This window comes from Pseudomonas paeninsulae (assembly GCF_035621475.1).
GTDB classification, from domain to species: domain Bacteria; phylum Pseudomonadota; class Gammaproteobacteria; order Pseudomonadales; family Pseudomonadaceae; genus Aquipseudomonas; species Aquipseudomonas paeninsulae.
The window spans coordinates 3,964,645-3,990,596 of sequence record NZ_CP141799.1; the positions used below are offsets into that span (position 1 = coordinate 3,964,645).

24 protein-coding genes and 2 pseudogenes are annotated in these 25,952 nt (G+C 62.2%); 10 read left to right on the top strand and 16 right to left on the bottom strand.

The window, feature by feature from the left end; translation table 11 throughout:
- Positions 1-66: 66 nt before the first annotated feature.
- On the bottom strand, positions 67-711 hold the full coding sequence (locus VCJ09_RS18225) for an MBL fold metallo-hydrolase (RefSeq protein ID WP_324731510.1): 645 nt from the start codon (positions 709-711) through the stop codon (positions 67-69).
- Positions 712-893: 182 nt separating this feature from the next.
- Between VCJ09_RS18225 and VCJ09_RS18230 the strand changes: the two genes are divergently transcribed.
- Positions 894-1,097, top strand: coding sequence for a hypothetical protein (locus VCJ09_RS18230; protein ID WP_324731511.1), 204 nt, complete (start codon positions 894-896; stop codon positions 1,095-1,097).
- A gap of 297 nt (positions 1,098-1,394) precedes the next feature.
- Here VCJ09_RS18230 and VCJ09_RS18235 read toward each other — a convergent pair.
- From VCJ09_RS18235 to VCJ09_RS18300, 14 genes and pseudogenes are all read right to left on the bottom strand, one after another.
- Positions 1,395-1,778, bottom strand: a pseudogene (locus tag VCJ09_RS18235) (transposase); the annotation flags it as partial.
- A 120-nt stretch (positions 1,779-1,898) separates the two neighbouring features.
- Positions 1,899-2,750, bottom strand: coding sequence for an FHA domain-containing protein (locus tag VCJ09_RS18240; RefSeq protein ID WP_324731512.1), 852 nt, complete (start codon positions 2,748-2,750; stop codon positions 1,899-1,901).
- A gap of 278 nt (positions 2,751-3,028) precedes the next feature.
- Positions 3,029-4,561, bottom strand: coding sequence for a serine/threonine-protein kinase (locus VCJ09_RS18245; RefSeq protein ID WP_324731513.1), 1,533 nt, complete (start codon positions 4,559-4,561; stop codon positions 3,029-3,031).
- Between the two features lie 23 nt (positions 4,562-4,584).
- Positions 4,585-5,370, bottom strand: coding sequence for a PP2C family protein-serine/threonine phosphatase (locus VCJ09_RS18250; protein ID WP_324731514.1), 786 nt, complete (start codon positions 5,368-5,370; stop codon positions 4,585-4,587).
- A 273-nt stretch (positions 5,371-5,643) separates the two neighbouring features.
- Positions 5,644-5,973 (bottom strand): transposase, encoded by a 330-nt coding sequence (locus VCJ09_RS18255; protein ID WP_324731515.1) that lies wholly within the window; start codon positions 5,971-5,973, stop codon positions 5,644-5,646.
- Between the two features lie 88 nt (positions 5,974-6,061).
- Positions 6,062-6,382 (bottom strand): hypothetical protein, encoded by a 321-nt coding sequence (locus VCJ09_RS18260; protein ID WP_079202934.1) that lies wholly within the window; start codon positions 6,380-6,382, stop codon positions 6,062-6,064.
- Positions 6,383-6,527: 145 nt separating this feature from the next.
- Positions 6,528-7,274: a TIGR00266 family protein gene (locus tag VCJ09_RS18265; RefSeq protein WP_324731516.1), complete on the bottom strand. Its 747-nt coding sequence runs from the start codon at positions 7,272-7,274 to the stop codon at positions 6,528-6,530.
- Positions 7,275-7,468: 194 nt separating this feature from the next.
- Positions 7,469-8,764 (bottom strand): flavohemoglobin expression-modulating QEGLA motif protein, encoded by a 1,296-nt coding sequence (locus VCJ09_RS18270; RefSeq protein ID WP_324731517.1) that lies wholly within the window; start codon positions 8,762-8,764, stop codon positions 7,469-7,471.
- A gap of 29 nt (positions 8,765-8,793) precedes the next feature.
- The gene (locus VCJ09_RS18275; RefSeq protein ID WP_324731518.1) at positions 8,794-9,345 is read right to left on the bottom strand and encodes a hypothetical protein; all 552 of its coding nucleotides are present in this window, start codon (positions 9,343-9,345) and stop codon (positions 8,794-8,796) included.
- Positions 9,346-9,418: 73 nt separating this feature from the next.
- Entirely contained in the window at positions 9,419-10,132 is a 714-nt protein-coding gene (locus tag VCJ09_RS18280; RefSeq protein ID WP_324731519.1) for a TetR/AcrR family transcriptional regulator, read from the bottom strand.
- Positions 10,133-10,244: 112 nt separating this feature from the next.
- On the bottom strand, positions 10,245-11,747 hold the full coding sequence (gene lysS, locus VCJ09_RS18285; protein WP_324731520.1) for a lysine--tRNA ligase: 1,503 nt from the start codon (positions 11,745-11,747) through the stop codon (positions 10,245-10,247).
- 136 nt (positions 11,748-11,883) lie between these two features.
- Positions 11,884-12,979, bottom strand: a protein-coding gene (gene prfB, locus VCJ09_RS18290; RefSeq protein ID WP_324731521.1) for a peptide chain release factor 2 whose coding sequence is annotated in 2 segments (ribosomal slippage) — positions 11,884-12,906 and positions 12,908-12,979 — 1,095 coding nt in all. Because the reading frame shifts where the segments join, the coding sequence is not laid out codon by codon here.
- Positions 12,980-13,095: 116 nt separating this feature from the next.
- Positions 13,096-14,757: a GMC family oxidoreductase gene (locus VCJ09_RS18295; RefSeq protein WP_324731522.1), complete on the bottom strand. Its 1,662-nt coding sequence runs from the start codon at positions 14,755-14,757 to the stop codon at positions 13,096-13,098.
- Between the two features lie 301 nt (positions 14,758-15,058).
- Positions 15,059-15,787: a tellurite resistance TerB family protein gene (locus VCJ09_RS18300; RefSeq protein WP_324731523.1), complete on the bottom strand. Its 729-nt coding sequence runs from the start codon at positions 15,785-15,787 to the stop codon at positions 15,059-15,061.
- Positions 15,788-15,947: 160 nt separating this feature from the next.
- On the opposite strand from VCJ09_RS18300, the gene VCJ09_RS24980 reads away from it, so the two are divergent.
- From VCJ09_RS24980 to VCJ09_RS18340, 9 genes and pseudogenes are all read left to right on the top strand, one after another.
- Positions 15,948-16,253 carry an aldehyde dehydrogenase family protein gene (locus VCJ09_RS24980; RefSeq protein ID WP_456107305.1) on the top strand — a complete coding sequence of 102 codons (306 nt, stop codon included), beginning with the start codon at positions 15,948-15,950 and terminating at the stop codon, positions 16,251-16,253.
- Positions 16,147-16,796, top strand: a pseudogene (locus VCJ09_RS18305) (aldehyde dehydrogenase family protein); the annotation flags it as partial. The gene VCJ09_RS24980 and the pseudogene VCJ09_RS18305, both read left to right, overlap by 107 nt.
- A gap of 88 nt (positions 16,797-16,884) precedes the next feature.
- The gene (gene ydcS, locus VCJ09_RS18310) at positions 16,885-18,036 is read left to right on the top strand and encodes a putative ABC transporter substrate-binding protein YdcS (RefSeq protein ID WP_079202940.1); all 1,152 of its coding nucleotides are present in this window, start codon (positions 16,885-16,887) and stop codon (positions 18,034-18,036) included.
- Between the two features lie 394 nt (positions 18,037-18,430).
- Complete coding sequence (locus VCJ09_RS18315) at positions 18,431-19,474, top strand: ABC transporter ATP-binding protein (protein WP_324731524.1); 1,044 nt, start codon at positions 18,431-18,433, stop codon at positions 19,472-19,474.
- A gap of 13 nt (positions 19,475-19,487) precedes the next feature.
- On the top strand, positions 19,488-20,426 hold the full coding sequence (locus VCJ09_RS18320) for an ABC transporter permease (RefSeq protein ID WP_407692980.1): 939 nt from the start codon (positions 19,488-19,490) through the stop codon (positions 20,424-20,426).
- Positions 20,416-21,240: an ABC transporter permease gene (locus VCJ09_RS18325; RefSeq protein WP_324731526.1), complete on the top strand. Its 825-nt coding sequence runs from the start codon at positions 20,416-20,418 to the stop codon at positions 21,238-21,240. The genes VCJ09_RS18320 and VCJ09_RS18325 overlap by 11 nt, the downstream gene beginning before the upstream one ends.
- A gap of 46 nt (positions 21,241-21,286) precedes the next feature.
- On the top strand, positions 21,287-22,711 hold the full coding sequence (locus VCJ09_RS18330; protein WP_324731527.1) for a gamma-aminobutyraldehyde dehydrogenase: 1,425 nt from the start codon (positions 21,287-21,289) through the stop codon (positions 22,709-22,711).
- 62 nt (positions 22,712-22,773) lie between these two features.
- On the top strand, positions 22,774-23,250 hold the full coding sequence (locus VCJ09_RS18335; protein WP_324731528.1) for an ester cyclase: 477 nt from the start codon (positions 22,774-22,776) through the stop codon (positions 23,248-23,250).
- Positions 23,251-23,485: 235 nt separating this feature from the next.
- A complete protein-coding gene (locus VCJ09_RS18340) occupies positions 23,486-24,157 on the top strand; it encodes a transglutaminase-like cysteine peptidase (protein WP_324731529.1) in 672 nt (223 codons plus the stop codon).
- 3 nt (positions 24,158-24,160) lie between these two features.
- Here the strand turns inward: VCJ09_RS18340 and recJ are convergent, their stop codons facing one another.
- Positions 24,161-25,873, bottom strand: a complete 1,713-nt coding sequence (recJ, locus tag VCJ09_RS18345; protein ID WP_324731530.1) for a single-stranded-DNA-specific exonuclease RecJ — start codon at positions 25,871-25,873, stop codon at positions 24,161-24,163.
- Positions 25,874-25,952 lie beyond the last annotated feature (79 nt).

Here is a 25,952-nt window from a genome sequence, read left to right on the forward strand (position 1 = left end):
TTCGAAATCGGATCTGACCTTAAGTTCCTCACCAGCTTAGCAAGATCTGCCACGATGAATTGCCAATCATGCCCGCACGAATGGGTTCTCGCGCATTTCATCGCCCAACCGGGTCTGCGCCCCATGTCCGGTAATCACGGTGGCGTCCTCGTCAAGACTGTACAGGCGCTGCTTGATCGAGCGTTCGATCGTGGCGTAGTCGCCGCCCCACAGATCGGTACGACCGATACCCCGACGGAACAAGGTATCACCGGCGATCAGCAACTTGTCCTGGGGGAACCAGAAACTCATCGACCCCGGTGTATGCCCCGGCGTGTGCAGCGCCACACCGCAACCGCAGTCCAGCGCCTGATCGTCGACCAACCACTGATCTGGCGCGGGCACCGGCACATAGGGCACGCCGAACATGCGGCATTGCATTTCCAGGCTATCCCAGAGGAACTGATCTTCCTTATGCAGGTGCAGGGTCGCGCCGGTCTTCTCCTTCATCTGCCCGGAGGCGAGGAAATGATCCAGATGAGCATGGGTGTGGATGATGCTCACCACTTTGAGGCCATGGGCCTCCAGACGCGCCATGATCAGCTCGGGATTGCCACCGGGATCGACCACGATCGCCTTCTTGGTCACGGGGTCACCGATGATCGTGCAGTTGCACTGCAAAGGCCCGACGGGGAAGGTTTCGCGGATTAGCGCGGTCTTTGTGGCGTCCATGGGTACTCCTGCAGGGTTGATGGCACAATTTTGGCACAGTGCGATTGAAGATGGCGACGCTCAGGAAGAAAGGCCCTTACCAGTGGCACGCCCAAATCAGGCGTAAAGGGTGGCCCCAACAGACCCGCACATTCAATACCCAGGCAGAGGGAAAAATCTGGGCGACAATGATCGAGCGGGAAATGGATCAGGGCTCGTTCGTCAATCGCAGCGAAGTCGAAACCACCACCTTCGGCGAAGCCAGCGAACGCTACTCTCGCGAAATCACCTGCAATAGGCGCAGCAACGCCGCCGAGCTGTCGCGCCTCACTGCCCTGCTCCGTCACCCACCGGCCTGTCGTGCACTCGCCATCTGCCGAGGCAGCCGATATGCCGGTTTACCGTGACGAGGGCCTTGCACAAGGCATGGCAGCCGCCACCGTCCGCCGCGAGCTAGCACTGATCTCCCACGTATTAACCATTGCTCGTAAAGAGTTTTGCCGATGCCGTGGACTACGCCAGGGCTGCATACGAACAAGGCATGAGCGCACACCTAAGCGTCAAGCGCGTGTCACAAAAAAACATTGAGCGGCAACGTGCAGAAGACAGCGTCCTGCTCGACCTGCGCGTCCACGACTTGAATCCCCCCCGATTTCCTAGACACTTTCCAAGCTCAATAAATGTTGCGTTTCGAACTCTACCGGGGCCAGCCGGTAGATGCCCTGGCAGCTGAGGCTGTTCTCCAGGCGCAAGAAGGTCGCACCCGAGGCCAGCGCAGTGACTTCGTCCAACGGCGCACGCCCCAGCGCCAACTTGAACACAGGGTCGCGGCGCAGGCTGTTGGCGTCATTGCCATCGACATAGCCGCAGGCACTTTGATAGATCCGTTGGCGCGGCAGGTCGACGACGCTGTGCTCGATGGAGGACGGATACCGGCCATCATGGATCGCTTCAGCCAGGCGGCCGATCAGCCCACACTGCGGTTCGGTGCCGCGTAGCCGCAATGGGCCAAAATCACTCGAGCGCGCGCCGCCTTCAAAACTGGCGATGGCAGGAAAACGCAGCTGGCCCGGGGTAGAATCACGCATGTCTCGGTTAAGCTTCGGACGAAACGTTATTCGAACAACTCCTTTTATATCAAAAAGTTAAACGAGACCCGCCTCTGTCTATGAAAGATCCGGGCTAACTATGCGCAGATTTGACTGTGATCAGAACAACGTCTTGAGTGCCAGCGTCGCTACCACGCCGGCTAATAAAACCGCCACGACACCTAACAACCGCCGACTAAAGCCTTGGTTTCGCGGCACCGCAGCCGGCCCTGGGCTGAGCGGGACGGCAGCACGTAGCGGATTCCTGGCACCCGCATGGCTGACCTGGGGTTTGCTGTTACCCGGTTGGGGCAGGTCAATGGCGCGCATAAAGACCGTGGCATCTTCATCCTCGGCTTGCGCGACTGCGGTCTTGGGTCCGATGACCAACAGCGTCACCGAGCCCATTTTCAGTTGATCGCCTGGCTGCAAGACAGCCATAGCGACCTTCTGCTGGTTGACCAGTACGCCGTTGGCCGAGGCCAGATCCTTAACCTCCAGCACATCATCCTTGAGGAAGAACTCACAATGCCGACGCGACAGCTCCATGTCGCTAAAGCACAGCTCACACTTTGACGAGCGGCCGAATGTCATCGAGCCGTTGACGTGAAACTTCTTGCCCTCATGCTCACCCTTGGCGACCTGCAAGAACCAGCGCGCACTGACACCGGTTTTCACCTTGCTCTTGGTCGGGTCAACGAACAACAGCTCCACAGTACCCAGACGTACGCAGTCGTTGGTGCGAATCTGGTAGCGGGCGCTAATACGCTCGTCGTTGACGAAGGTGCCCGCCTGGCTGCCGCAGTCGGTGAGGTAGTAATAACCGTGGTCCTGGCGAATCTCGGCATGGAAAGAGCTAATGCCGGCATCGGCCAGAACCAGGTTGTTACGACCATCCTGACCGATGGTCAGACGCTCGTCGACCAGCCAGATCGGCGCTTGGCGATTGTCGCTGAAATGAATCCTGAGCATGTTTGGCGCTTACCTTGTGTAAGTGTCGCAAAGCCAAAAAACGCAACCCATTAACGCATGTCACTGTCGCCCAAGGCCGGTGCTAGTGGCCTGTATGGCTAGTTCAATGAGTCTATGTCGGCGTTTGAGGCCCCAATACTACGTTGCCGCTCCTCGCCATAGCCCACTATGGCTCGTCGCAGCGCTGGGTCTCGGAACCTCAACCCTCCGAACTCGAGTTAACCCCCTAACCGTACAGGCCACTAGTCACTGTCAGCGGACTATGAGTCTCACCACATTCACTTGTTGAAGATATTGTTCCACAGTCGCTTGATCGGGTTCTGCGTGGTTTGTTTTTGCGAACTCGTTGCTCGCGCTGCGGGCTTGCTGGCCGGCACCCGCGGCGCCTGGGCCAACTGTACGCGGCGCTCATGAGCATCATAGAGTTTTAGCAGGGCTTCATTGGCCGGCTCCACTTCCAGCCCTTGTTTGATGTATTCCAAGGCCATTCTGTATTCGCGTCGCCCATAGGCCCGTTGGCTCTGCTCGATAAAGCGCTGCGCAATGCGATTAATACCCGCCAGAGCCAATAGGTTGTCCGGCTGCCAAGCCAACACTTGGCGAAAATAGAACGTCGCACTGTCATCCTCTGGCAACCATAGCCGGTCTTCCACAAGGCGCTGCTCAGCGCGCTCCAGGTAACCGTCGATTCGCGCCTGTAACACCCGCTTCAAGCCCTCAAGGGCTTGAACGTTGCCGTGATCGAGCAACAACGCCTGGCGGTAGTAGTAATCGGCGTTATTCTGCGGCGGCTCGAGCAGCTTGCCTTCGCCCAAGCGCTGTTCGGCTTGAGCGATAAAGTCGGCGATTTGCATGTGTTGGTAACCGTAGTAACCGGCCCACCCAGCCCCACTCAACAATAGGACGCCAAGCAGCGCCCAGGGCAGAACGTTGCGTCGTACACTCGTACCCTTGCGGGCATGGGCCTGATCCAACTTGAGCCCAGGGCCAATGCGGGTGCTATCCGGGTCATACTCCTGCAACTCGTCCAAACTGGCGAGCAATACCCGGCAGTCCATAAAGCGTTCGTCCGGGTTCTTGGCCAGCATGCGTTCGAGCAACCATTGATAACTCTGCAGATGCACCGGTAGATTGGGTAGTTCCATCTGCACGTGATTCATCACGGTCTGGGTGTAGCTAGCGCCGCGATAAAGGTTAGTACCAGTGAGCATCTCCAGCAGGATTACGCCAAGACTGTAAATGTCACTACGGGCATCCAGTGCCAAGCACTGGGCCTGTTCCGGGCTGCTGTACGCTGGGCTACCGACCGCGATACCGAACTGAGTGAGGTCGTGATCCAGCGTCACTTCCTTGGCCACGCCAAAGTCGCTGATCACCGCGGTGCCGTCATCACGAAAGAGGATGTTGGCCGGTTTGATGTCGCGGTGCACCAAGCCATGGTCATGCACCACGGCCAGACCGCTGGCGATCTGGCGGACTATCTGCAACGCACGGTACGGCGCGAATACTTCACCCTTGTGCTGCGCCAGGTCGCCGCCGGAGACGAACTCCATCGCCAGGTAGTAACGGCCATCGGCGAGCATGTCGATGTCATGGATGGTGATGATTGAGGGGTGATGCAGGCCGGCCACTATGTGGCCTTCCTTGATGAAGCGCTGACTGAACGCCTCGTCGTGGGCGCTGAGCAACACTTTCACCGCGACCTTGCGGTGCAACGAGAGCTGGGTGGCCAGGTAAACCTCGGCCATTCCGCCCTTTCCCAGGCGGCCATGCATGCTATAGCCAGGAATCTCAATCAAGTTTTCATTCATCTGGGTCAACGCACACCGAGTGATTACTTCGTTAGGGGTTTGAATAATTTACTGAGAAACCCGCGCGGCTGTGCCGCAGCCACCGGTTCGACCGAGGCGCGCCCGAGTACGATGCAAGAGATATTGTCACGCCCACCCATTTGGTTGGCCTGGGCAATCAGCTGCTCCACCAGTTCGTCGAGACTGTTGGCGCTAGCACACACTTGCTGGATTTGCGGGTCGGTCAACTCCCCGGTCAGCCCATCGCTGCACAGCAACAACAGCTCATGCGGCCCTAGACTGCCCCGCGCCTGTCCGATTTCGATGACCTGATGGTCGCGCCCCAGGCACTGGAAAATGACATTACGCTGAGGATGGCTGCGTGCCTCTTCGACGCTCATTTCGCCGGCATCGATCATCGACTGCACCCAGCTGTGATCACGGCTCAAGTAGCGAATGCAGTCGGCATCGACGCGATAGGCGCGACTGTCGCCAACCCAAACAATCTCGAAATCGGCCCCCGAAAAGCGCACGGCGACCAGGGTAGTGCCCATTCCGCGGCAATCGGCATCGCCCTCGGCAGCGGCGAGGATGGCGCAATTCGCCGCATGTACGGCGGTCACCAAATCCTGCCCTTCGGCACAGGCGGTACGTAGCGTTTGCAGCGCCAAAGCACTGGCCACTTCACCGCGTAGATGGCCACCCATGCCATCGGCGACCGCCCATAGAGCCAACTCGGGACAGCACAACAGCGCATCTTCATTGTGCCCTCGTACCTGGCCAACGACAGTCTGCGCCGCGTACACCAGAGGTTCTCCAATTTGCGTCATCGACCTGCCTACTTCTTAAGAATCTGGAGGGCTGCGTGACATACAGCGTAGAGGTGCTTGCGACAGTGCGCACAATACCCTCAGGGTTCGCTGCAGTCATCGACCGCCCCACTCCCCCATGAACAGATATTCACCCAGATTAAGCATAAGCCTAGCAGCCTGGCGGGCTTGAATTCATGGGCAGGGCATCAATAGCGAAGACGAAATAATTCGTCTAACCACTTGGATAGTTACAGGTATTTATTGCCAGTGAACTCATTAAAACAAGTTAATTTAGCTAGTTTTTGCCAACAAGTGACGTGTTTTTTTGCGCCAAACAGCCATGCGCTTCAGGTTCCAGGCCAGGCAAACCAGGCGCCATTCGCCGCTCACCTTGCCCTTGCCCCGCAGCAGAAACTGACGAAAGCCCATGACCAACTTGATGATGCCAAACACCGGCTCAACCGTCTGTTTGCGCAGGGCATAGTGGCGGCTTGCCGCCAGGTTTCTTGCCGAAGCGTGCCGTACGCGCCGCACGCTTAGCCAGTTTCTCCCGGTAGGCGGCATGCTCCTGTTCCAAGCGCACGCGGGCAGGGCCTCGATCTTGGCCTTCGCTGCGTCCATGGCGAGCAATCGTTCTTGCCGACGCTTAATCTCGTCCGGCAAGTCGATGCTGTCAGGCTGTGCGTAGCGCCTTCATACCGGCGCAGGCTCACTCCACAAGCGGAGCATCTTCGGCCACGCAGCGTACGGCCCGCTTGCGCTGATCGACCAGCACGCCACTGAGGCCTTTCTGTTCCAGGTCGAACAGCACCACGACGCCATCTACGCACTGCGCCACCTGGTTGGCCGGTTTGAGCGAGACCTTGTAGTCCTCGCCGGGAACGGTCTTGAGCATGGTGTAGTCGGAGAGCAGCAATGCATCCTCCGGCTGGGCGAAGTGCAGGTAGCCGTAGTAGCCGAGGACCGCCACCGTGGCGCAGATGCTGCCGATACCGGTGAGGATCAGGGGGATGGGGTTCAGTTCACTCATTACAGACTCTCGAGGTTGGACGTTTCAGCAAAAATAATCGCCTAGCCAACCAGATGGCTGGCTGACAGGCGAGCTACGAAGTGACACTGACAGTAGCGACAGGCGGCGCAGCTTGATACAAACCCAAGCCGTTGCAAAGTGGCGATCATTTACCGTCGGCGCGCACTTGCTCACGGGCTTTGAAGGTCGCCTCGTAGATGCGCTCGGCCAGGCGCGAGAATGGCAGGCTCTGTACCCAGACCGTGCCAGTGCCTTTCAGAGTCGCCAGGACGATGCCCTCGCCGCCGAACAACATGCTTTTCAGCCCGCCGGCCAGGGCGATGTCGTAATCGATACCACTGGTAAAGGCCACCAGACAACCGGTGTCGAGGCGCAGGGTCTGGTTGTTCAGCTCCTTACGGATCACCGTGCCGCCGGCATGCACGAAGGCCAGACCGTCGCCCTCGAGCTTTTGCAGGATGAAGCCCTCGCCGCCGAAGAAGCCGGCGCCCAGGCGCTTGTTGAAACTGATACCGACAGCGGTGCCGTAAGCGGCGCAGAGAAAGGCGTCTTTCTGGCAGATCAGGCTGCCGCCGTGCTCGGCCAACTTGATCGGCACCACGGTGCCCGGATATGGCGCAGCAAAGGCGACCCGCGCCTGGGTTTTGCCGGCATTGGAGAAATGCGTCATGAACAGCGATTCGCCGGTGAGCATGCGCTTGCCGGCGCTCCACAACTTGCCCAGCACCCCGCTCGCCGCGCCATCGCCCATGCGCGTCTCGAAGCGCACGCCGTCAGTCATGTAGTTCATCACCCCGGCTTCGGCGATCACTGTCTCACCGGGGTCGAGGATGATTTCCACACTCTGCGCCGAGGCGCCGAGAATTTCGTAGTCGAGTTGATGGCTGGGCATGCAAAGGCTCCTGGCAGTTCGCTTAGGCGCTGTCCTGGGTGTTAATCGGGCTACCCTATCGCATGACCTGAAAGCGTCGCGAGCGAAGAGCAGGCAAGGCGAAGATGAGGCCGGAAAGCGGAGTTTACTGCTGTAAATGAGCATTTCCGGCCGCATCTTCAACGCAGCATGATGCGCGAAGCCCGCAGCAGCTTTCAGAGGATGTTGGCGTAGTCGGCTTCAATCCGGTCGAGACTCAGGTGATTGAGGAAGTTGGAGAAGCACATCCAGGCCGACAGCGAGTTGAGGTCGCGGAACTGTTCGGGCAGGTATTTCGGTGCTACCACCAGGCCCTCGTCGACCAACTTACGCAGGGTGCGCATGTCTTCCAGGGTGGTCTTGCCGCAAAACAACAGCGGTATCTGCTCCAGCTTGCCCTTGCGCACGGCCAACTGGATGTAGTTGTAGACCATGATGAAGCCCTTCAGATAGGACAGATCCTTGGTGAACGGCAGCCCGGTCGGGGTCGAGCCACGGAACACCCGACTGGCATTGCTGTAGCCCTCCTCCAGACTGAAGCCCTGTTCGCGGTAGAACTCGAACACCTGGAGAAAGTCCGCACCCTCCTCGGCCATGTGGATGCCGCGCGTGCGGTTGGTCAGCTTGCGCAGACGGGTCGGGTAGGAGGCGAAGGTAATCACCTCCATCAGAATCGCCAGGCCTTCCTGGGTCACAGTAGAGGATGGCGGGCCCTTGGCCAGGAAGGTGCACACCGGCTGATTCAGGCCATTCAGGGTGGTCGCCACATGCACCAGTCCTTCATGCACCTCCAAGGCCTTGACGTCACGCTGGTTGAACATCGCATCGGCGCGAATCTTGATGTAATCGGCACCGGCAGCGGCGTCGGCGAGGATGCCATCGGACTCGAACACCCGAATGGTGTCTTCTGCCTCGCCAAACACCTTGTTCAGACGATGTTGCAGCAGGTCGACGGCCTGCTTGGCGGTGAGGTCTTTCGGCTCGTCCTCGAGGTCGCCACGCTTGTCGATGTTATTCAGGTAGCCGGAAAACATCAGGCCCAGGTCGGACAGGGTCGGGTCACCGGCATGGAAGGCATCCGACGCCGCGCCGTAGAGTTCCTGCGAGATCAGGCCGAAGTCCTCGGTGCCGCGCGCCTCAAGCATGCGAATGACCATGCGGTACTCGCGGCACATGCGCCGCATGATCTGCCCGACCGGGTTGAATTGGCCCAACTGGCGGGTGACGTCGCGCTCGATATTCTGGAACTCCAGCTTCTTCGCCGCTGCATCGAAGGCCAACGGCCGGCTGTCGTAATAGGCACGATCTACCGCAGGCAGTTTCTTGCCTTTGTGCTTGAGAAAACCCTCGCGAATGCTGTCGTCCCACTTCACCGCATCCAGCACACGAATCGGCGTCTGCGCCTCGACAATCCGGTCGGACAACGCCCGCACGGTAAGCTGATAGTCGTCCAACCCAGTGAGACTGTTCATCGCTCCCTCATTATTTGCTCATTAACTAACTATGGACCGACGCGCTGAAAGCGCGCGACCTCGATAAATACATCCGAATTGGCCTGGTCGTCGAGATAGGCGAATACGGCATCCAGTGGGCTGGTAATCAATACCCCCTCACCCTGCTGCGTATCGACTGACTTGCCTTGCAACGTGCCTGCCTCAAGCTCCTGCACAATGCGCTCGACATCCAGGGTGTGGATCACCAACTCATTGTCGACGGTCAGTTCGAAACCGGCGATGGCGAAGTTGCCACCCAAGTTTTGCGGCAGACCGGCCGACAGATACCAGCGCCGGCCATGATGGGCCACGGTGAAACCGTATTTTTCCAGGCTATCGAGGTTGTCCGGGCTGCCCTTGTAGGTTCTGGCCTCGTAGAGGCTGGAGCCGGCACGGGTAATGTCCAGATAGTAGCGCTCACCCCATTCGTCCTTGCGCGACCATTCGCCGAGCAGAGGGATGGGCGCCGCTTCGTTGGCTGGAATCGGGTCGTTGAAGGTCACCAGACAGCCGCTCAACAGCAGCAAGGACAAGGCAATCGCTACGCGCCAGGCATTCATTTCGCTCTCCTTGTGAAAACAATTCGACCACGCCTGCAGATAATCCTTGAGAGCCCCGGCCGCAGGGCGCTACTCAGAGTGCCAACACTACATGCATATACCGTTTAAGAATGGCCAACATGTCCTCATTATCCAACTGCTCGAGCCCATCGAGCAGGCCCTGATACTCCATCCAGCCAATAATCGCCGTCAACAGCTTGGCATCCTGCTCGGGCTGCGCTGAACCCAACACCTGGCAAAATTGGCTGACGCCCTGCAAGAGAATCTGCCGATGGGCACGCACCAACTCGTGCAAGCGCGGATTGAGCAAGGCTTCCTGCTTGAAGGCCTGCTCGGCGAGCAAATGGTCGCGCCGGCTAAGCAGCTGATGGCGCACGTACTCCAGCGCCAAGCGGGCAATCTCGTCTGCCAGGTGCTGGCGTGCCTGCACGCTGCCATCGAGCGCGCCGAGCAACTCCTGCAACACACCCTCGGTGCTGCTCCAGAATTTGGCCATGTAGGCAGCGCTGCGCTCAACGAACTGGGCGAAGGTATCGGTGATCAGGTCATCGATATCCTTGAAGTAATAGGTGGTGGCCGACAGCGGCACCCCGGCTTCGGCGGCGACCGCGCGATGGCGTACGGCGCGCACGCCATCGCGCACGATGATGGCCATGGCGGCATCGAGAATCGCCTGACGACGCTGCTCGCTGCCCTGCCGGCTGGTTTTGCGGCCCTGGTACTGCACACTCTGGGCAACGGCATTGGCCACACGGGTGGCGCTATCTTGGGCAGGGGTGGAACTCACGGCTGGACAGTCCTCGCGCGCACTAAGAAACAGCGACATCTCGTGTTAGGCAGTATTGCGCAGAATAATTTCAGCGCCAGGCAACAAAAAGCCGCCCGAGGGCGGCTTGGCTTCACGCCTGCGGGCGCATGTGCGGGAAGAGGATCACATCGCGAATCGACGGCGCATTGGTCAGCAGCATCACCAGGCGGTCGATACCGATACCTTCACCGGCGGTCGGCGGCATGCCGTACTCCAGGGCGCGGACGAAATCGGCATCGTAGTGCATGGCTTCGTCGTCGCCGGCGTCCTTGTCGGCCACCTGGGCCTGGAAGCGTTCGGCCTGGTCTTCCGCGTCGTTCAACTCGGAATAGGCGTTGGCGATTTCACGGCCGCCGATAAACAGCTCGAAACGGTCGGTGACGCTGGGGTCTGCATCGTTGCGCCGGGCCAGCGGCGACACTTCGAACGGGTATTGGGTGATAAAGGTCGGTTGCTCCAGCTTGTGCTCGACCAACTCTTCGAAAATCATGGTTTGCAGCTTGCCCAGGCCTTCGTAGCCCTTCACGTCGGCGCCGACGGTCTCGGCGATGGCCCGCGCCTTGTCGATATCGCGCAGATCTTCGGCACTGATTTGCGGGTTGTACTTGAGGATCGAGTCGAACAGCGACAGGCGTGCGAACGGCTCGCCGAAATGGAACAGCTTCTCGCCGTAGGGCACGTCGGTCGAACCCAGCACCAGCTGCGCCAACTCGCGGAACAGCTCCTCGGTGAGGTCCATCATGTCTTCGTAATCGGCGTAGGCCTGGTAGAACTCGAGCATGGTGAACTCGGGGTTGTGCCGGGTCGAAACGCCTTCATTACGGAAGTTGCGGTTGATCTCGAACACTCGCTCGAAACCGCCAACCACCAGGCGCTTGAGGTACAGCTCCGGGGCGATGCGCAGGAACATCTGCAGATCCAGGGCATTGTGGTGGGTTTCAAACGGCTTGGCCGCGGCGCCGCCCGGAATGGTCTGCAGCATCGGCGTTTCCACTTCGAGGAAGTCGCGCTGCATGAGGAAGGTACGGATATGGGCGATCACCTGGGAGCGCACGCGGAAGGTGTCGCGCACCTCCTCGTTGACGATCAGGTCGACATAGCGCTGGCGATAGCGGGTTTCGGTATCGGTCAGGCCGTGGTGCTTGTCCGGCAGCGGGCGCAGCGACTTGGTCAGCAGACGCACCTGGGTCATTTCGACATACAGGTCACCCTTGCCGGAACGCGCCAGGGTGCCTTCGGCGGCGATGATGTCGCCCAGGTCCCAGGTTTTCACCTCGGCCAGTTTTTCTTCCGCCAGGGTCTTGCGGTTGACGTACACCTGGATGCGCCCGCTCATGTCCTGAATGACCATGAAGGAGCCGCGGTTGAGCATGATGCGACCAGCGACTTTGACCGGAATAGCGGCGTCGGCCAGCTCTTCCTTGGTCTTATCGACGTACTGTTTCTGCAAGTCCGCGCAGTAGCTGTCGCGACGGAAATCGTTGGGGAAGGCGTTGCCCTGCTCACGCGCGGCGGCAAGCTTTTCCTTGCGCTGGGCAATCAGCTTGTTTTCTTCCTGTTGCAGTTCGTGCTGGTCGAGTTGTTGGTCGCTCATGGTCTCTGGTCTTTCCTGGTAATCGTAGGGTGGTGCTGAGCGCAGCGATGCTCAACATCCGGCCAATGGGCCGGCCTCCTACGCAAATGCAGCGCCGCTCGTTGGGCCTGACCGGCCCAACCTACATTACGTGTGGTTAAAGCCCCTGTTTCAGGCTGGCCACCAGGTACTCGTCAATATCGCCGTCGAGCACGTTGACGCAGTCGCTACGCTCGATATTGGTGCGCAGATCCTTGATCCGCGACTGATCGAGCACGTAGGAGCGAATCTGATGCCCCCAGCCGATGTCCGACTTGGTGTCTTCCAGGGCTTGCGAGGCAGCATTGCGCTTCTGCACTTCCTGCTCGTACAGACGCGCCCGCAACATCTTCATCGCGGTGTCTTTGTTGGCGTGCTGCGAGCGTTCGTTCTGGCAACAGACCACGGTATTGCTCGGCACGTGGGTAATCCGCACCGCCGAGTCGGTGGTGTTGACGTGCTGACCGCCGGCGCCCGAAGAACGGTAGGTGTCGATGCGCAGGTCCGAGGGGTTGATGTCGATTTCGATGTTGTCATCGATTTCCGGCGAGACGAACACGGCCGAGAACGAGGTGTGACGACGGTTGCCGGAGTCGAACGGACTCTTGCGCACCAGGCGGTGCACACCGATCTCGGTGCGCAGCCAGCCGAAGGCGTACTCGCCCTTGATGTGCAGGGTGGCGCCCTTGATCCCGGCGACTTCACCGGCCGACAGTTCCATGATGGTGGCGTCGAAACCGCGCTTGTCGGCCCAGCGCAGGTACATGCGCAGCAAGATGTTGGCCCAGTCCTGGGCTTCGGTGCCGCCGGAGCCGGCCTGGATGTCCAGGTAGGCGTTGTTGGCGTCCATCTCGCCGCTGAACATGCGGCGAAATTCCATCTTCTCGAGGATGCCGCGCAGGCGCTCGACCTCGGCCGCGACATCGTCGACGGCGCCCTGGTCTTCTTCTTCGGCAGCCATCTGCAGCAGGTCGCGGGAGTCGACCAGGTTGCCGTCGAGGTCGTCGATAGTGTCGACGATCAACGCCAGAGCGGCGCGCTCACGCCCCAGATTCTGGGCGTATTCGGGGTTGTTCCAGACGTTCGGGTCTTCGAGTTCGCGATTTACTTCAACTAGACGATCATGCTTTTGATCGTAGTCAAAGATACCCCCGAATAGTCTGGGTGCGCTCGGACAGGTCCTTGAGGCTATTCAGGATCGGGTTGATTTCCATGGCTGGCGGCACTCGCAGGTAAAACTTTCGGAAAAGCCGGCGAGTATACCGTAGTCGCACTAGCTCTGGCAGCCCGCACGCGGCCGGGATTGGCCAGGCGGCAGACCAGCGGGCGCTCAGCCGGCAACGCCCTCGCCCACGGGCCGCGCCAGGCTAACCTCCTGGCCCGGCCAAGATTGCGGTTCGAGAATCAACTGCGCGGCTTTCTCGGCGATCATCAGCACCGGCGAACAGGTGTTGCCCGAGACGATGTTCGGCATGATCGAGGCATCGGCGATACGCAGCCCCGGCACACCATGCACGCGCAGCTGCGCATCGACCACCGCAGCGCGTCCCGAGCCCATCTTGCAGGTGCCGACCGGATGGAAAATCGTGGTACCGATCTCCCCCGCAGCCCGCTGCAAATCCTCCTGGCTCTGGTAACTCGGCCCCGGCTTGTATTCCTCGGGCTTGAAGGCCGCCAGCGCCGGCGCGGCGACGATGCGTCGAGTCAGGCGGATGGCATCGGCCGCCACCTGCAAGTCACGCTGGTCACTCAGGTAGTTGGGTTGAATCAACGGCGCCTGCGCGACGTCCAGCGAACGTATTTCGACCTTGCCACGGCTGTGCGGACGCAGGTTGCACACCGAGGCGGTGAAGGCCGGAAAGTCATGCAGCGGCTCGCCGAAACGCTCCAGCGACAGCGGCTGCACGTGGTATTCCAGGTTGGCCGACGCCTGCTCGGCACTGGACCGGGCAAACGCGCCCAACTGGCTCGGCGCCATGGCCAGCGGACCGCTGCGCTTGAACAAGTACTCCAGCCCCATGCCCAGCTTGCCCCACAGGCTGCCGGCGATCTGATTGAGGGTCGGCACGCCGCTGACCCGGTAGATCAGGCGTAACTGCAGGTGATCCTGCAGGTTCTCGCCCACGCCGGCCAGCTCGTGCTGCACGCCGATGCCCAGGCGCTGCAATAACGGCCGCGGACCGATACCCGAACGCTGCAGCAGTGCCGGCGTACCGATCGAGCCGGCACACAGGATGATCTCGCGGCGCGCCCGGATCAGCCGTTCGTGCCCTTGCCAGCGCAGACTCAATGCATCGGCGCGGCCCTCGGCGAGCACCACCCGCTGCACCTCGGCACCCGTCAGTACGCGCAGATTGGGCCGTTGACGAATATCGCGGAGGAAGGCTTTCGCCGCGTTCCAGCGTACGCCACGGCGCTGATTGACCTGGAAATAGCTGCAACCTTCGTTATCGCCCGCGTTGAAATCTTCGATGCTGGCGATACCGCTCTGCCCCGCGGCCTGACGGAAGGCTTCCAGCACCTGCCAGGACAGGCGCTGGCGTTCGACCCGCCACTCGCCTGCCGCGCCGTGCACCGCGCTGCTGCCGGCGAAATGGTTCTCCGTACGTTTGAACAGCGGCAAGACATCGTCCCAGGCCCAGCCGGGATTGCCGGCCGCCGCCCAAGCATCGTAGTCGCGGGCCTGGCCGCGCATGTAGATCATGCCGTTGATCGACGAGCTGCCGCCCAGCACCCGGCCGCGCGGATAGTTCAGCGCGCGGCCGTTCAGGCCGGGTTCGGCCTCGGTGGAATAGCACCAGTCGGTGCGCGGGTTGCCGATGCAATACAGGTAACCGACCGGAATATGGATCCACGGATAGTTGTCACGCCCGCCGGCCTCCAGCAACAACACCCGTACCGCAGGATCGGCAGACAGGCGATTGGCCAACAGGCAGCCGGCCGGGCCGGCCCCGACGATCAGGTAATCGTAGCTGTCCTCGAGTTGCTGCATCGCTGCCCTCGTCATGCTCGTGTAGATGCCAATGAGCACCAGCCTAGCCGCTTGGGCCGCGCGGCAGAATGATCATTTGGTCTGAGATAGACGCGTGAATGGCAACCGGGCCGGTAAATCCTATGCACCTGTGCAAGCTCTGTGACAGCGGCGGACGACGCGTTACCCATCCACTAACAGCGAGGGCGGATGAAAAAGGCGTCATCCACCCTGCCCAGCGTTGGTCACCCGAATGCAATCCAGGGATGGAGCGCCTGGGCGATGCGCGGCCCCGGATTGCAACCGGGCAGCAGGCCGAACGTCAGCCGGCGTTCAGCTCCACGCGCACCTGGGCTTCCAACTGGCTTTTCAGCGCCGGATCGAGCTTGAGCTGACGGGCCAGCTCCTCCAGGTAGGCGCGCTCCATGAAGTGCTCCTCATCGACCATCAGTACGCTGGCGATATACATCTCGGCGGCCATTTCCGGGCTGGTCGCCGCGCGCGCCACGTCGGCCGGATCCAGCGGCTTGTTCAGCTCGGCCTCTAGCCAGCGCTGCAGCTCGGCGTCATTGGTCAACTTGACCAGTTCGCCTTCGATGAGCTGGCGCTCACGCGCATCGACATGCCCATCCGCCTTGGCAGCGGCCACCAGCGCCTTGAGAATGCCCTGGCTGTGCACCTCGGCCTGCGCCGCCGGCAAGCGATCGAGGGTTTGCGGTTCGCCTTGCAGCGCTTGCGCCTGCTGCGCCTGCCAATTGCCATAGGCCTTGTAGGCGATCACCCCGAGCGCGGCCAGGCCGCCATAGGTCAGCGCCTTGCCGCCCAACTTGCGCGCACTCTTGTTGCCCAGCAGCAAACCCATGGCACCGCCAGCCAATGCGCCGCCCCCCGCTCCGGATAGCAGACTGCCCAGACCGCCGGCACCACCACCTGACAACAAACCACCCAAACCACCGGCGGCGGAACCCTTGCCGGGGTTTTGCCCAGCCTTGTTTTGCAGCAGGTCCTGACCGGATTTGAGTAGCTGATCGAGCAATCCACGGGTATTCATCGACAAGTCTCCTGGGTAACAAAGGTGCAAATAAGACCGCCAGACTAAACGGGAAATTCCGGCCCTGGCGGGCGGATTGCGTCGAGATGTTGCCGCAACGCAACCTTGCGAGCCGCACTCCGTGAATTATTGATCGACGGCCAACTGCTCGCCGGTAGGCGTGGGGGAAGCGATCCTCAACCCGGCCAACGGCGAAGTCCTCGCCCGCATCGCCAAAGCCTCAAGCAAGCCGGTCGAGGCCGCCATCCTTGCAGCACACCGGGCATTTCCCCGCGGGTCGCGGACCACCGCGCAGCAGCGCTCGCTGATCCTCCTCGGCATCGCCGCCGCCATCGAACAGCACGCCGATCTACTCGCCCGCCCGCCTGCAAGCGGTGGTCGAAGGCGTGCGCACCTATGGCTATTACAACGCTGGCCAGGATTGCACTGCGGCCTGCCGCATCTATGCTCAAACAAGTATCCATGACCGTTTAGTCGCGGAGCTGGGTGATGCCGTGAGCAACGTACGCTTTGCCCGCCAGACGGACGCGGACAACGAGATCGGCCCGCTGATCAGTGCGCGCCAGCGCGAGCGAGAGGCCCGTTTCGTCGAGCGCACCCTTGGTCAACCGCATATCGAGCGCGTCACCGGCGCCGCCGTGTATTCCGGCCCCGATTTCTATTACCAGCCGACCCTGCTCGCCGGCTGCAGACAGCCAGCGCGAGGTGTTCGCGCGGTGGTCACCGTCACCCGTTTCGACGAACTGGTTACCGCAGTGGACTGGGCCAACGACTCCGCATACGGCCTGGCGACTTCGCTGTGGGCCGACAATCTGGACAAGGCCATGCAGGTCGCCGCGCGTCTGCAGTACGGCAGCACCTGGATCATCAGTCACTTCATGCTGGTCAGCGCGATGCCCCATGCGGCCTCAAGCGCTCCGGCCACGGCAAGGGTCTGTTCAGCGATTCGTGGCAGGACTACAGCGTGGTGCGCCACAGCATGGCTCGCCACGGCGAGCAACTGGATTGAGCAGGTAGTAGCAACAACCAGCCCCGCAAGGGCGAGCAACGCGACGTGCAACTGTCCCGAACCCAACAATAGACAAGAGGGAATTCCAATGTTCGTGCAAAAAACCGCTTTGTTGAGTGCGCTGACCAGCGCACTGCTGGCCAGCGCCAGCCTGCAAGCCGCCGAGCCGCTGATGGCGGTCGGTGCCGGCGAAGGGCGCCTGGATATCGTCGCCTGGCCCGGTTATATCGAGCGCGGCGAGACCGACAAGGGCTACGACTGGGTCACTGGTTTCGAGCAGCAGACCGGCTGCATGGTCAACGTCAAGACCGCCGCCACCTCCGACGAAATGGTCAGCCTGATGGCCAAGGGCGGCTACGACCTAGTCACCGCCTCGGGCGACGCCTCGCTGCGCCTGGTCGCCGGCAAGCGCGTACAGCCGATCAATATCGACCTGATTCCCAACTGGAAGTCGCTCGACGAGCGCCTCAAGGACGCACCTTGGCACACCGTCGCCGGCCAGCATTACGGCACCCCCTATCAATGGGGACCGAACGTGCTGATGTACAACAGCAGCGTGTTCAAAGAGGCGCCGACCAGCTGGAAGGTAGTGTTCGAGAAGCAGACCCTGCCCGATGGCAAGAGCAACGAGGGCCGGGTCCAAGCCTATGACGGCCCGATCTACATCGCCGACGCGGCGCTCTACCTCAAGGCGACCAAGCCCGAGCTGGGGATCGACGACCCCTACCTGCTCAACGAGGCGCAGTACGCCGCCACCCTGGCCCTGCTGCGCCAGCAACATGAGCTGATCCACCGTTACTGGCACGACGCCACGGTGCAGATGAGCGACTTCAAGAACGAAGGGGTGATCGCCTCCGGCTCCTGGCCGTACCAGGTCAACGCCCTGCAGGCGGAAAGCCAGCAAATCGCCTCAGTGGTGCCGGTAGAGGGCGCCACTGGCTGGGCCGACACCACCATGCTGCACGCCGAGGCCAAGCACCCGAACTGCGCCTACAAGTGGATGAACTGGTCGCTGGAGCCCAAGGTGCAAGGCGACCTGGCCTCCTGGTTCGGCTCCCTGCCGGCGGTACCCGCCGCCTGCCAGGGTAATGAACTGCTCGGCGCCGAAGGCTGCAAGACCAATGGCTTCGACAAGTTCGAGCAGATCGCCTTCTGGAAGACCCCGCAGGCCGAGGGCGGCAAGTACGTGCCCTACAGCCGCTGGACCCAGGACTACATTGCGATCATGGGCGGCCGCTAAGACAGGCAGTGATTGCCTGGCTTCGTAGGATGGGTTGAGTGAAACGATACCCATCGGTGCTTGAGTGCCGCCCGTAAGACGACGGGTATCGCGGGCTCAGCCATCCTACGAGCTGCAGAGTCGGCGGTTTCGGCGGATCGACGACGCAATGGTGGATGGATAAAGCGTCATCCACCCTACGACTGCGGGACACCTTGCCCACGAACCGCTCGCTCACGGAGCTTCGGCGTGAGCCACACACGGGGAGCGATCTGATGGCGGCTGGCTAAAGCCTTATCCAGCCGCGCATCCCGAGCAATTGATTTCACCGTGACACATCCACCCTGCCCCGTCGTATCGGCAAAGCCCGGCAGCCAGGGCGGGATGGATGGTTTTTTCTTCTGGAGCTTTTGCTATGACCCTTGCAGTGCAATTCACCGGTGTGTCGCGCGTGTTCGGCGAGGTCAAGGCCGTCGACCGGGTGTCCATCGACATCCAGGATGGTGAGTTTTTCTCCCTGCTCGGCCCCTCGGGCTCGGGCAAGACCACCTGCCTGCGCCTGATCGCCGGTTTCGAGCAGCCCAGCACCGGCAGCATCCGCATCCATGGCGAGGAGGCCGTGGGCCTGGCGCCCTATCAGCGCGACGTCAACACGGTGTTCCAGGACTACGCACTGTTCCCGCACATGAACGTGCTGGACAACGTCGCCTACGGCCTCAAGGTCAAGGGCGTGGGCAAGAGCGAGCGCTACGCCCGTGCCGAAGAGACCCTGGCCCTGGTCGCCCTGGACGGCTACGGCGCGCGCAAGCCGGCGCAACTGTCCGGCGGCCAGCGCCAGCGCGTCGCCCTGGCCCGCGCCCTGGTCAACCGGCCACGGGTGCTGCTGCTGGATGAACCGCTCGGCGCACTCGACCTCAAGCTGCGCGAGCAGATGCAGGGCGAACTGAAGAAGCTGCAACGCCAGCTCGGCATCACCTTCATCTTCGTCACCCACGACCAGACCGAGGCGCTGTCGATGTCCGACCGTGTCGCGGTGTTCAACCAGGGTCGCATCGAGCAGGTCGACAGCCCGCGCAACCTGTACATGAAGCCGGCGACCGCGTTCGTCGCCGAGTTCGTCGGCACCTCCAACGTGCTGCGCGGCGAGCTGGCCAAACGCCTGACCGGCCAGGCCCTGGCCTGCTCGATCCGCCCCGAGCACATTCGCTTCGCCGACGACCAGGCGGCCACCAGCGGCGAGGTGGAAGTCAGCGGCCTGCTGCTCGACATCCAGTACCAGGGCGCGGCCACCCGCTATGAAATCCAGCTGGATAACGGCCAGAACCTCAGCATCAGCCAGGCCAACGATCAGTGGCAGGCCGGCACCTCGGCTTTCCAGCCGGGCCAGGCCGTGACCGCGCGCTGGGCCCGGGCGGCCATGGTCGCCCTGCAGGACGGCGCGACGAGTGAGGGTCACTGAGATGCAGGCGTCGTTGAAATCCCGGACCCGGCAGCCGGCCCATGGCCCCCTGCACCGCCTGTCCAACCTGCTGTACCGCAAGCCCAACCTGTACCTGGCGCTGCTGCTGGTGCCGCCGCTGCTATGGTTCGGCGCGATCTACTTCGGCTCGCTGCTGACCCTGCTCTGGCAAGGCCTGTACACCTTCGACGACTACAGCATGACGGTGACCCCGGAGCTGACCCTGGACAACCTGACCGCGCTGTTCCGGCCAGCCAACTACGACATCATCCTGCGCACCCTGAGCATGGCCATCGCCGTATCGCTGGCCAGCGCCCTGCTGGCTTTCCCCATCGCCTACTACATGGCGCGTCACACCACGGGCAAGACCAAGGCGTTCTTCTATATCGCGGTGATGATGCCGATGTGGGCCAGCTACATCGTCAAGGCTTACGCCTGGACCCTGCTGCTGGCCAAAGGCGGGGTGGCCCAGTGGTTTGTCGACCAGCTCGGCCTGGCGCCGGTGCTGCAGCTGATCCTGAACATTCCCGGGGTCGGCGGCAGCACCCTGTCGACCTCGCACCTGGGCCGCTTCCTGGTGTTCGTCTATATCTGGCTGCCGTTCATGATCCTGCCGATCCAGGCCGCCCTGGAACGCCTGCCGCCGTCGCTGCTGCAGGCCTCCGCCGACCTCGGCGCACGGCCCTGGCAGACCTTCGTGCAGGTGATCCTGCCGCTGTCGATCCCGGGCATCGCCGCCGGTTCGATCTTCACCTTCTCGCTGACCCTGGGCGACTTCATCGTGCCGCAGCTGGTCGGCCCGCCCGGCTTCTTCATCGGCAGCATGGTCTATGTGCAGCAGGGCGCGGTCGGCAACATGCCGATGGCCGCCGCCTTCACCCTGGTGCCGATCGTGCTGATCGCCATCTACCTGTCCATCGTCAAACGCCTGGGGGCCTTCGATGCACTCTAATACTCCCTCGTCAGAGCGGGCTTCCTGGGGCCTCAAGCTGGCGGCCTGGGCGGGATTGCTGTTCCTGCACTTCCCGATCCTGATCATCTTCATCTACGCCTTCAACACCGAGGAGGCCGCCTTCAGCTTCCCGCCCCAGGGCTTCACCCTGCACTGGTTCAGCGTGGCCTTCGCCCGGGACGATGTGCTTGAGTCGATCAAGCTGTCGTTGCAGATCGCCTGCCTGGCCACCCTGATCGCCCTGCTGCTCGGCACTCTGGCCGCCGCCGCGCTGTACCGCCGCGACTTCTTCGGCAAGGAAGGCATCTCGCTGCTGCTAATCCTGCCGATCGCCCTGCCCGGCATCGTCACCGGCCTAGCCCTACTGGCGGCGTTCAAGACCCTGGATATCCAGCCGGGGATCTTCACCATCGTCGTCGGCCACGCCACTTTCTGCGTGGTGATCGTCTACAACAACGTGATCGCGCGCTTTCGCCGCACCTCCTACAGCCTGATCGAGGCCTCGATGGACCTCGGCGCCGACGGCTGGCAGACCTTCCGCTACATCATCCTGCCCAACCTCGGCTCGGCCCTGCTGGCTGGCGGCATGCTGGCGTTCGCCCTGTCGTTCGACGAGATCATCGTCACCACTTTCACCGCCGGTCACGAACGCACCCTGCCGCTGTGGCTGCTCAACCAGCTCAGTCGCCCGCGCGATGTACCGGTCACCAACGTGGTAGCGATGTCGGTGATGCTGGCGACCATGCTGCCGATCCTTGGCGCTTACTACCTGACCAAGGGCGGTGAGAGCGTGGCCGGCAGCGGCGGCAAGTAAGCCCGCTGCCGTTAATTCGTAGAAGCCCCAACCGGAGGATTGCGCAATGCAAAGCAAACTGCTGATCAATGGCCGACTGGTCGCTGGTGAAGGCGCCAGCCTGGCGGTGCTCAACCCGGCGCTCGGCGCTCCGCTGCTGCAGATCAACGAGGCCAGCAGCGATCAGGTGGACGCCGCCGTACGTGCCGCCGATGCCGCCTTCGACGGCTGGTCGCAGACCACACCGAAAGACCGTGCGCGGTTGCTGCTGCGCCTGGCCGACAAGATCGAGGCGCATGCCGAGGAACTGGCCGAACTGGAATCGAACAACTGCGGCAAGCCCTATGCCGCCGCGCTGAACGACGAGATCCCGGCCATCGCCGACGTATTCCGCTTCTTCGCCGGCGCCAGCCGTTGCCTCCAGGGCAGCGCCGCCGGCGAATACCTACCGGGTCACACCTCGATGATCCGCCGCGACCCGATCGGCGTGGTGGCGTCCATCGCGCCCTGGAACTACCCGCTGATGATGGCCGCCTGGAAGCTCGCCCCGGCCCTGGCCGCCGGCAACACCGTGGTGCTCAAGCCGTCCGAGCAGACCCCGCTGACTGCGCTGAAGCTGGCCGAGTTTCTCGCCGAGATCTTCCCGGCCGGCGTGGTCAACATCGTCTTCGGCTGCGGCCAGAGTGTCGGCAGCCCACTGGTGACCCATCCCCTGGTGCGCATGGTGTCGCTGACCGGTTCGGTAGCCACCGGTGCCAACATCATCTCCAGCACCGCCAGCTCGGTGAAGCGCCTGCACATGGAACTGGGCGGCAAGGCGCCGGTGCTGATCTTCGACGACGCCGATATCGCAGCCGCGGTGGCAGGCATCCGCACCTTCGGCTTCTACAACGCCGGGCAAGACTGCACCGCCGCCTGCCGCATCTATGCGCAGAAAGGCATCTACGACAAGTTCGTCGCCGAACTGGGCGCCGCGGTCGGCAGTATCAGGCATGGCCTGCAGCACGACCCGGCCACCGAGCTGGGCCCACTGATCACCGCCGAGCACCGCGACCGCGCCAGCGGCTTCGTCGAACGCGCGGCCGCGCTGGGCCATATCGAGGTGGTTACCGGCGGCAAGGCGGTCGCCGGCCCCGGCTTCTTCTATCAACCCACGGTACTCGCCGGTGCCCGCCAGGACGACGAGATAGTGCGCCGCGAAGTGTTCGGCCCGGTGGTCTCGGTCACCCCGTTCGATGACGAAGTGCAGGCGCTGGCCTGGGCCAACGATTCCGACTATGGCCTGGCCTCCTCGGTCTGGACCCAGGACGTCGGCCGCGCCCACCGCCTCGCCGCACGCCTGCAGTACGGCTGCACCTGGGTCAACACGCACTTCATGCTGGTCAGCGAAATGCCCCACGGCGGGATGAAGCTGTCCGGCTACGGCAAGGACATGTCGATGTACGGGCTGGAGGATTACACCGCCGTGCGTCACATCATGTTCAAGCATTAGCAGTTGGTAAAAAAACCGGGCGGCCCATGCCGGGCCACTCATCCTGAGCTGGAGCACCAACCATGAAAACCGTACTGCGCAGTATCAGTTTCTTCCTGCTGTTCGCCGCTGCCGGGCTGGTTCAGGCAGCGGATGACGCCAAGACCATAGTCGATAGCTACATGGCCGCCTGGAACGCCCACGACGCCGACCTGGCCGCAACTTTCCTGGCCGAGGACGCGGTGTACTTCGATGCCACCGTCGGCACCCCGCAGAACGGCAAAGCGGCGGCGCGCGACAATGTGATCAAGGTATTCATCGGCGCGGTGCCGGACCTGAGCTGGAAGATGACCAGCGCGCCGATCGTCGGCGCCGATGGCATCGCCTTTCAGTGGCTCTTCAGCGGCACCAACAGCGGCGCCTGGGGCCCCGACACCCCGGCCACCGGCAAGCCGCTGAGCTTCGAGGGGGTCAGTTTCATCCGTATCAAGGACGGCAAGATCGCCTACCAGGGCGACTACTACGACGCCCTCGGTTTCAACAAGCAGTTGGGCTGGTAAGGCCACCGCGCCGCCGGCCCGAGCCGGCGGCGCCACCTGCGCAACGACCTCCCCCCGCCAACACCACCCCCATGCAGTTCGTCGCTTAATCTGGGGGAAATCCTCAAATAGTGTTTTCCATCACACACTGCCTCTATGCGCTCACTAATTGACGTCGGTAGGATGGCGGCCAAATCGAGTAAACCTCGATTAAGGCTATGGATGGCTCAACAGTCCAGCGCAGACAGCCCCAACCATGCCCCGACTTTCAGTCACCCTCGCCCGCACGTTGCCCATTGCCCTGACAACCCTGCTGAGCATGGCTGGCAGCCACTGCCTTGGCGCTGACCAGACAGAAGTCCGCGCCCTGACTCAGGCCATCGAGCAGGCACGGCTGAGCAGCTGGCGCAGCCTGATCGAGCAGGGCGGCGTCTTGGACGAGCGCAGCAAGCTGCAAACGGTCAACGACTTCATCAATCGCGCGGTGAGCTACGGGACCGATCGCGAAATATGGGGCGCGGACGAATACTGGGCGACGCCGCTGCAGACCCTGTCACGCGGCCGCGGCGACTGCGAAGACTTCGCCATCGGCAAGTACTTCAGCCTGGTAGAGATGGGCGTGCCCAGCGAGAAACTGCGCCTGACCTTCGTCAAGGCCCTGGCGCTCAACCAGGCGCATATGGTGCTGGCCTACTACCCGAGTCAGACGGCGCAGCCACTGATCCTCGACAACCTCGACCCGCAGATCAAGCTGGCCGACGAACGCCGCGACCTGCTGCCGGTGTATGCCTTCAATAACCACGGGGTCTTCCTGGCCAAGGCGCCGCAGCAAAAATCCGGGCAATCGCCGCAGTCGCTCTCACGCTGGAGCGATGTCAGCGAGCGAGTCATCGCCGATGAAGCGCGCCTGCGGGCAAACCAGAGCTGATCGTCAACGCGGCGCCAGGTGCGCCACCATCAGCTGCACGCTTTCCCGGCCACGGTACTCGTTGACGTCCAGTTTGTAGGCCAGCTCGACCCAGCGCACGGTGGGATTGGGCCAGACCTCGCGGTCGATGTTGAAGGCGATGCCATCCAGGGTCTGGCCGCCGCACTCGGTCTTCAGCACCAACTTGAGGTGTTTGTCACCGACCAGGCGCTGCTGGACCACCTGAAACACCCCGTGGAACAGCGGCTCGGGAAAATGCTGGCCCCAGGGCCCGGCATTGCGCAGTTCCTTGGCCAGGGGTAGATGAAACTCTTCCACTGACAAGGCGCCATCGGACAGCAGGCGCCCGGTCAGGTCGTCTTCGTCAAGCTGACGCCGCACCTCGGCATCGAAGGCCACGGCAAAGGCACCGAAGTTGGCTTCAGGCAGCGACAAACCCGCCGCCATGGCGTGCCCGCCGAACTTGCTGATCAGCTGCGGATGCTTGGCCGCGACGGCATCCAGGGCATCGCGGATATGAAAGCCCGCCACTGAGCGCGCCGACCCTTTGAGTACACCGGCGCCGGCATCGGCAAAGGCAATGGTCGGCCGGTGGTAACGCTCTTTCAGGCGCGAGGCGAGGATACCGATCACACCCTGGTGCCAATCCGCGTCGAACAGGCACAGACCGAATGGCATGTCTTCCAGCGGCAGATCCTTGAGCTGGGCCAAGGCCTCGCGCTGCATGCCCTGCTCGATGGCTTTGCGGTCCTGGTTGAGCTGATCCAGCTCCACTGCCATGTCGCGGGCCAGCGCTTCATCTTCACAAAGCAGGCATTCGATCCCCAGGCTCATGTCATCCAGCCGTCCCGCTGCATTCAGGCGCGGGCCGATGATAAACCCCAGATCCGTGGAGGTAATACGCTCCGCTTGACGCCCGGCCACGTCGAGAATTGCGCGCAAGCCCGGCCGTGCGCGGCCGGCACGAATCCGCGCCAGGCCCTGATGCACGAGGATGCGGTTATTGGCGTCCAGCGGCACCACGTCGGCGACGCTGCCCAACGCCACCAGGTCGAGCAGCTCGGCCAGATTCGGCTCCGGGCGCTGCGCACTGAACCAGTTCAGCTCGCGCAACCGCGCACGCAGCGCCAGCAGCACGTAGAAAATCACCCCGACCCCGGCCATCGCCTTGCTCGGGAACTCGCAGCCCAGTTGGTTGGGATTGACGATCGCATCCGCTGCCGGCAGCTCGGCGCCGGGCAAGTGATGATCGGTGACCAGCACCATCAGTCCCGCCGCCTTGGCCGCCGCCACGCCCTCGACGCTGGAAATGCCGTTGTCCACGGTAATCAACAACTGCGGTTGGCGCTGCAGCGCCACTGCAACGATTTCCGGAGTCAGGCCGTAGCCGTACTCGAAGCGGTTCGGCACCAGGTAGTCGACATGGGCCGCGCCGAGCATGCGCAAACCAAGCATGCCAACCGTGCTGGCAGTGGCACCATCGGCATCGAAGTCACCGACGATCAGCATCCGCTGGCCTTGCTCCAGGGCTTGCACCAGCAACTCGACCGCCGCCTCGATGCCCTTCAACTGCTGGTAAGGGATCAGCCGTGCCAGGCCCTTGTCCAGTTCGGCCACCGATTGCACGCCACGAGCGGCATACAAACGGGTCAACAACGGCGGCAGATTACCCAGATCGGGCAAGATGGCGGGTAACGGTCGGGCTTCGATACGCATGGTGGCTTTATCTTGTAGGGCGGGTGCAACCCGCCGGATTCAAAAGGTGGCGGGTTGCACCCGCCCTACGGCCTGGCGC

What these genes read in the sequence shown, in the direction of transcription:
- VCJ09_RS18275 (WP_324731518.1), bottom strand. Translation starts at nt 9,345, where the DNA reads ATGAATGCCTGGCGCGTAGCGATTGCCTTGTCCTTGCTGCTGTTGAGC.
- VCJ09_RS18340 (WP_324731529.1), top strand. Translation starts at nt 23,486, where the DNA reads ATGCCCCGACTTTCAGTCACCCTCGCCCGCACGTTGCCCATTGCCCTG.
- VCJ09_RS18330 (WP_324731527.1), top strand. Translation starts at nt 21,287, where the DNA reads ATGCAAAGCAAACTGCTGATCAATGGCCGACTGGTCGCTGGTGAAGGC.
- lysS (WP_324731520.1), bottom strand. Translation starts at nt 11,747, where the DNA reads ATGAGCGACCAACAACTCGACCAGCACGAACTGCAACAGGAAGAAAAC.
- VCJ09_RS18240 (WP_324731512.1), bottom strand. Translation starts at nt 2,750, where the DNA reads ATGCTCAGGATTCATTTCAGCGACAATCGCCAAGCGCCGATCTGGCTG.
- VCJ09_RS18270 (WP_324731517.1), bottom strand. Translation starts at nt 8,764, where the DNA reads ATGAACAGTCTCACTGGGTTGGACGACTATCAGCTTACCGTGCGGGCG.
- recJ (WP_324731530.1), bottom strand. Translation starts at nt 25,873, where the DNA reads ATGCGTATCGAAGCCCGACCGTTACCCGCCATCTTGCCCGATCTGGGT.
- VCJ09_RS18230 (WP_324731511.1), top strand. Translation starts at nt 894, where the DNA reads ATGGATCAGGGCTCGTTCGTCAATCGCAGCGAAGTCGAAACCACCACC.
- VCJ09_RS18335 (WP_324731528.1), top strand. Translation starts at nt 22,774, where the DNA reads ATGAAAACCGTACTGCGCAGTATCAGTTTCTTCCTGCTGTTCGCCGCT.
- VCJ09_RS18315 (WP_324731524.1), top strand. Translation starts at nt 18,431, where the DNA reads ATGACCCTTGCAGTGCAATTCACCGGTGTGTCGCGCGTGTTCGGCGAG.
- VCJ09_RS18245 (WP_324731513.1), bottom strand. Translation starts at nt 4,561, where the DNA reads ATGAATGAAAACTTGATTGAGATTCCTGGCTATAGCATGCATGGCCGC.
- VCJ09_RS18225 (WP_324731510.1), bottom strand. Translation starts at nt 711, where the DNA reads ATGGACGCCACAAAGACCGCGCTAATCCGCGAAACCTTCCCCGTCGGG.
- VCJ09_RS18300 (WP_324731523.1), bottom strand. Translation starts at nt 15,787, where the DNA reads ATGAATACCCGTGGATTGCTCGATCAGCTACTCAAATCCGGTCAGGAC.
- VCJ09_RS18295 (WP_324731522.1), bottom strand. Translation starts at nt 14,757, where the DNA reads ATGCAGCAACTCGAGGACAGCTACGATTACCTGATCGTCGGGGCCGGC.
- VCJ09_RS18265 (WP_324731516.1), bottom strand. Translation starts at nt 7,274, where the DNA reads ATGCCCAGCCATCAACTCGACTACGAAATTCTCGGCGCCTCGGCGCAG.
- VCJ09_RS18260 (WP_079202934.1), bottom strand. Translation starts at nt 6,382, where the DNA reads ATGAGTGAACTGAACCCCATCCCCCTGATCCTCACCGGTATCGGCAGC.
- VCJ09_RS18255 (WP_324731515.1), bottom strand. Translation starts at nt 5,973, where the DNA reads ATGGACGCAGCGAAGGCCAAGATCGAGGCCCTGCCCGCGTGCGCTTGG.
- VCJ09_RS18250 (WP_324731514.1), bottom strand. Translation starts at nt 5,370, where the DNA reads ATGACGCAAATTGGAGAACCTCTGGTGTACGCGGCGCAGACTGTCGTT.
- VCJ09_RS18325 (WP_324731526.1), top strand. Translation starts at nt 20,416, where the DNA reads ATGCACTCTAATACTCCCTCGTCAGAGCGGGCTTCCTGGGGCCTCAAG.
- ydcS (WP_079202940.1), top strand. Translation starts at nt 16,885, where the DNA reads ATGTTCGTGCAAAAAACCGCTTTGTTGAGTGCGCTGACCAGCGCACTG.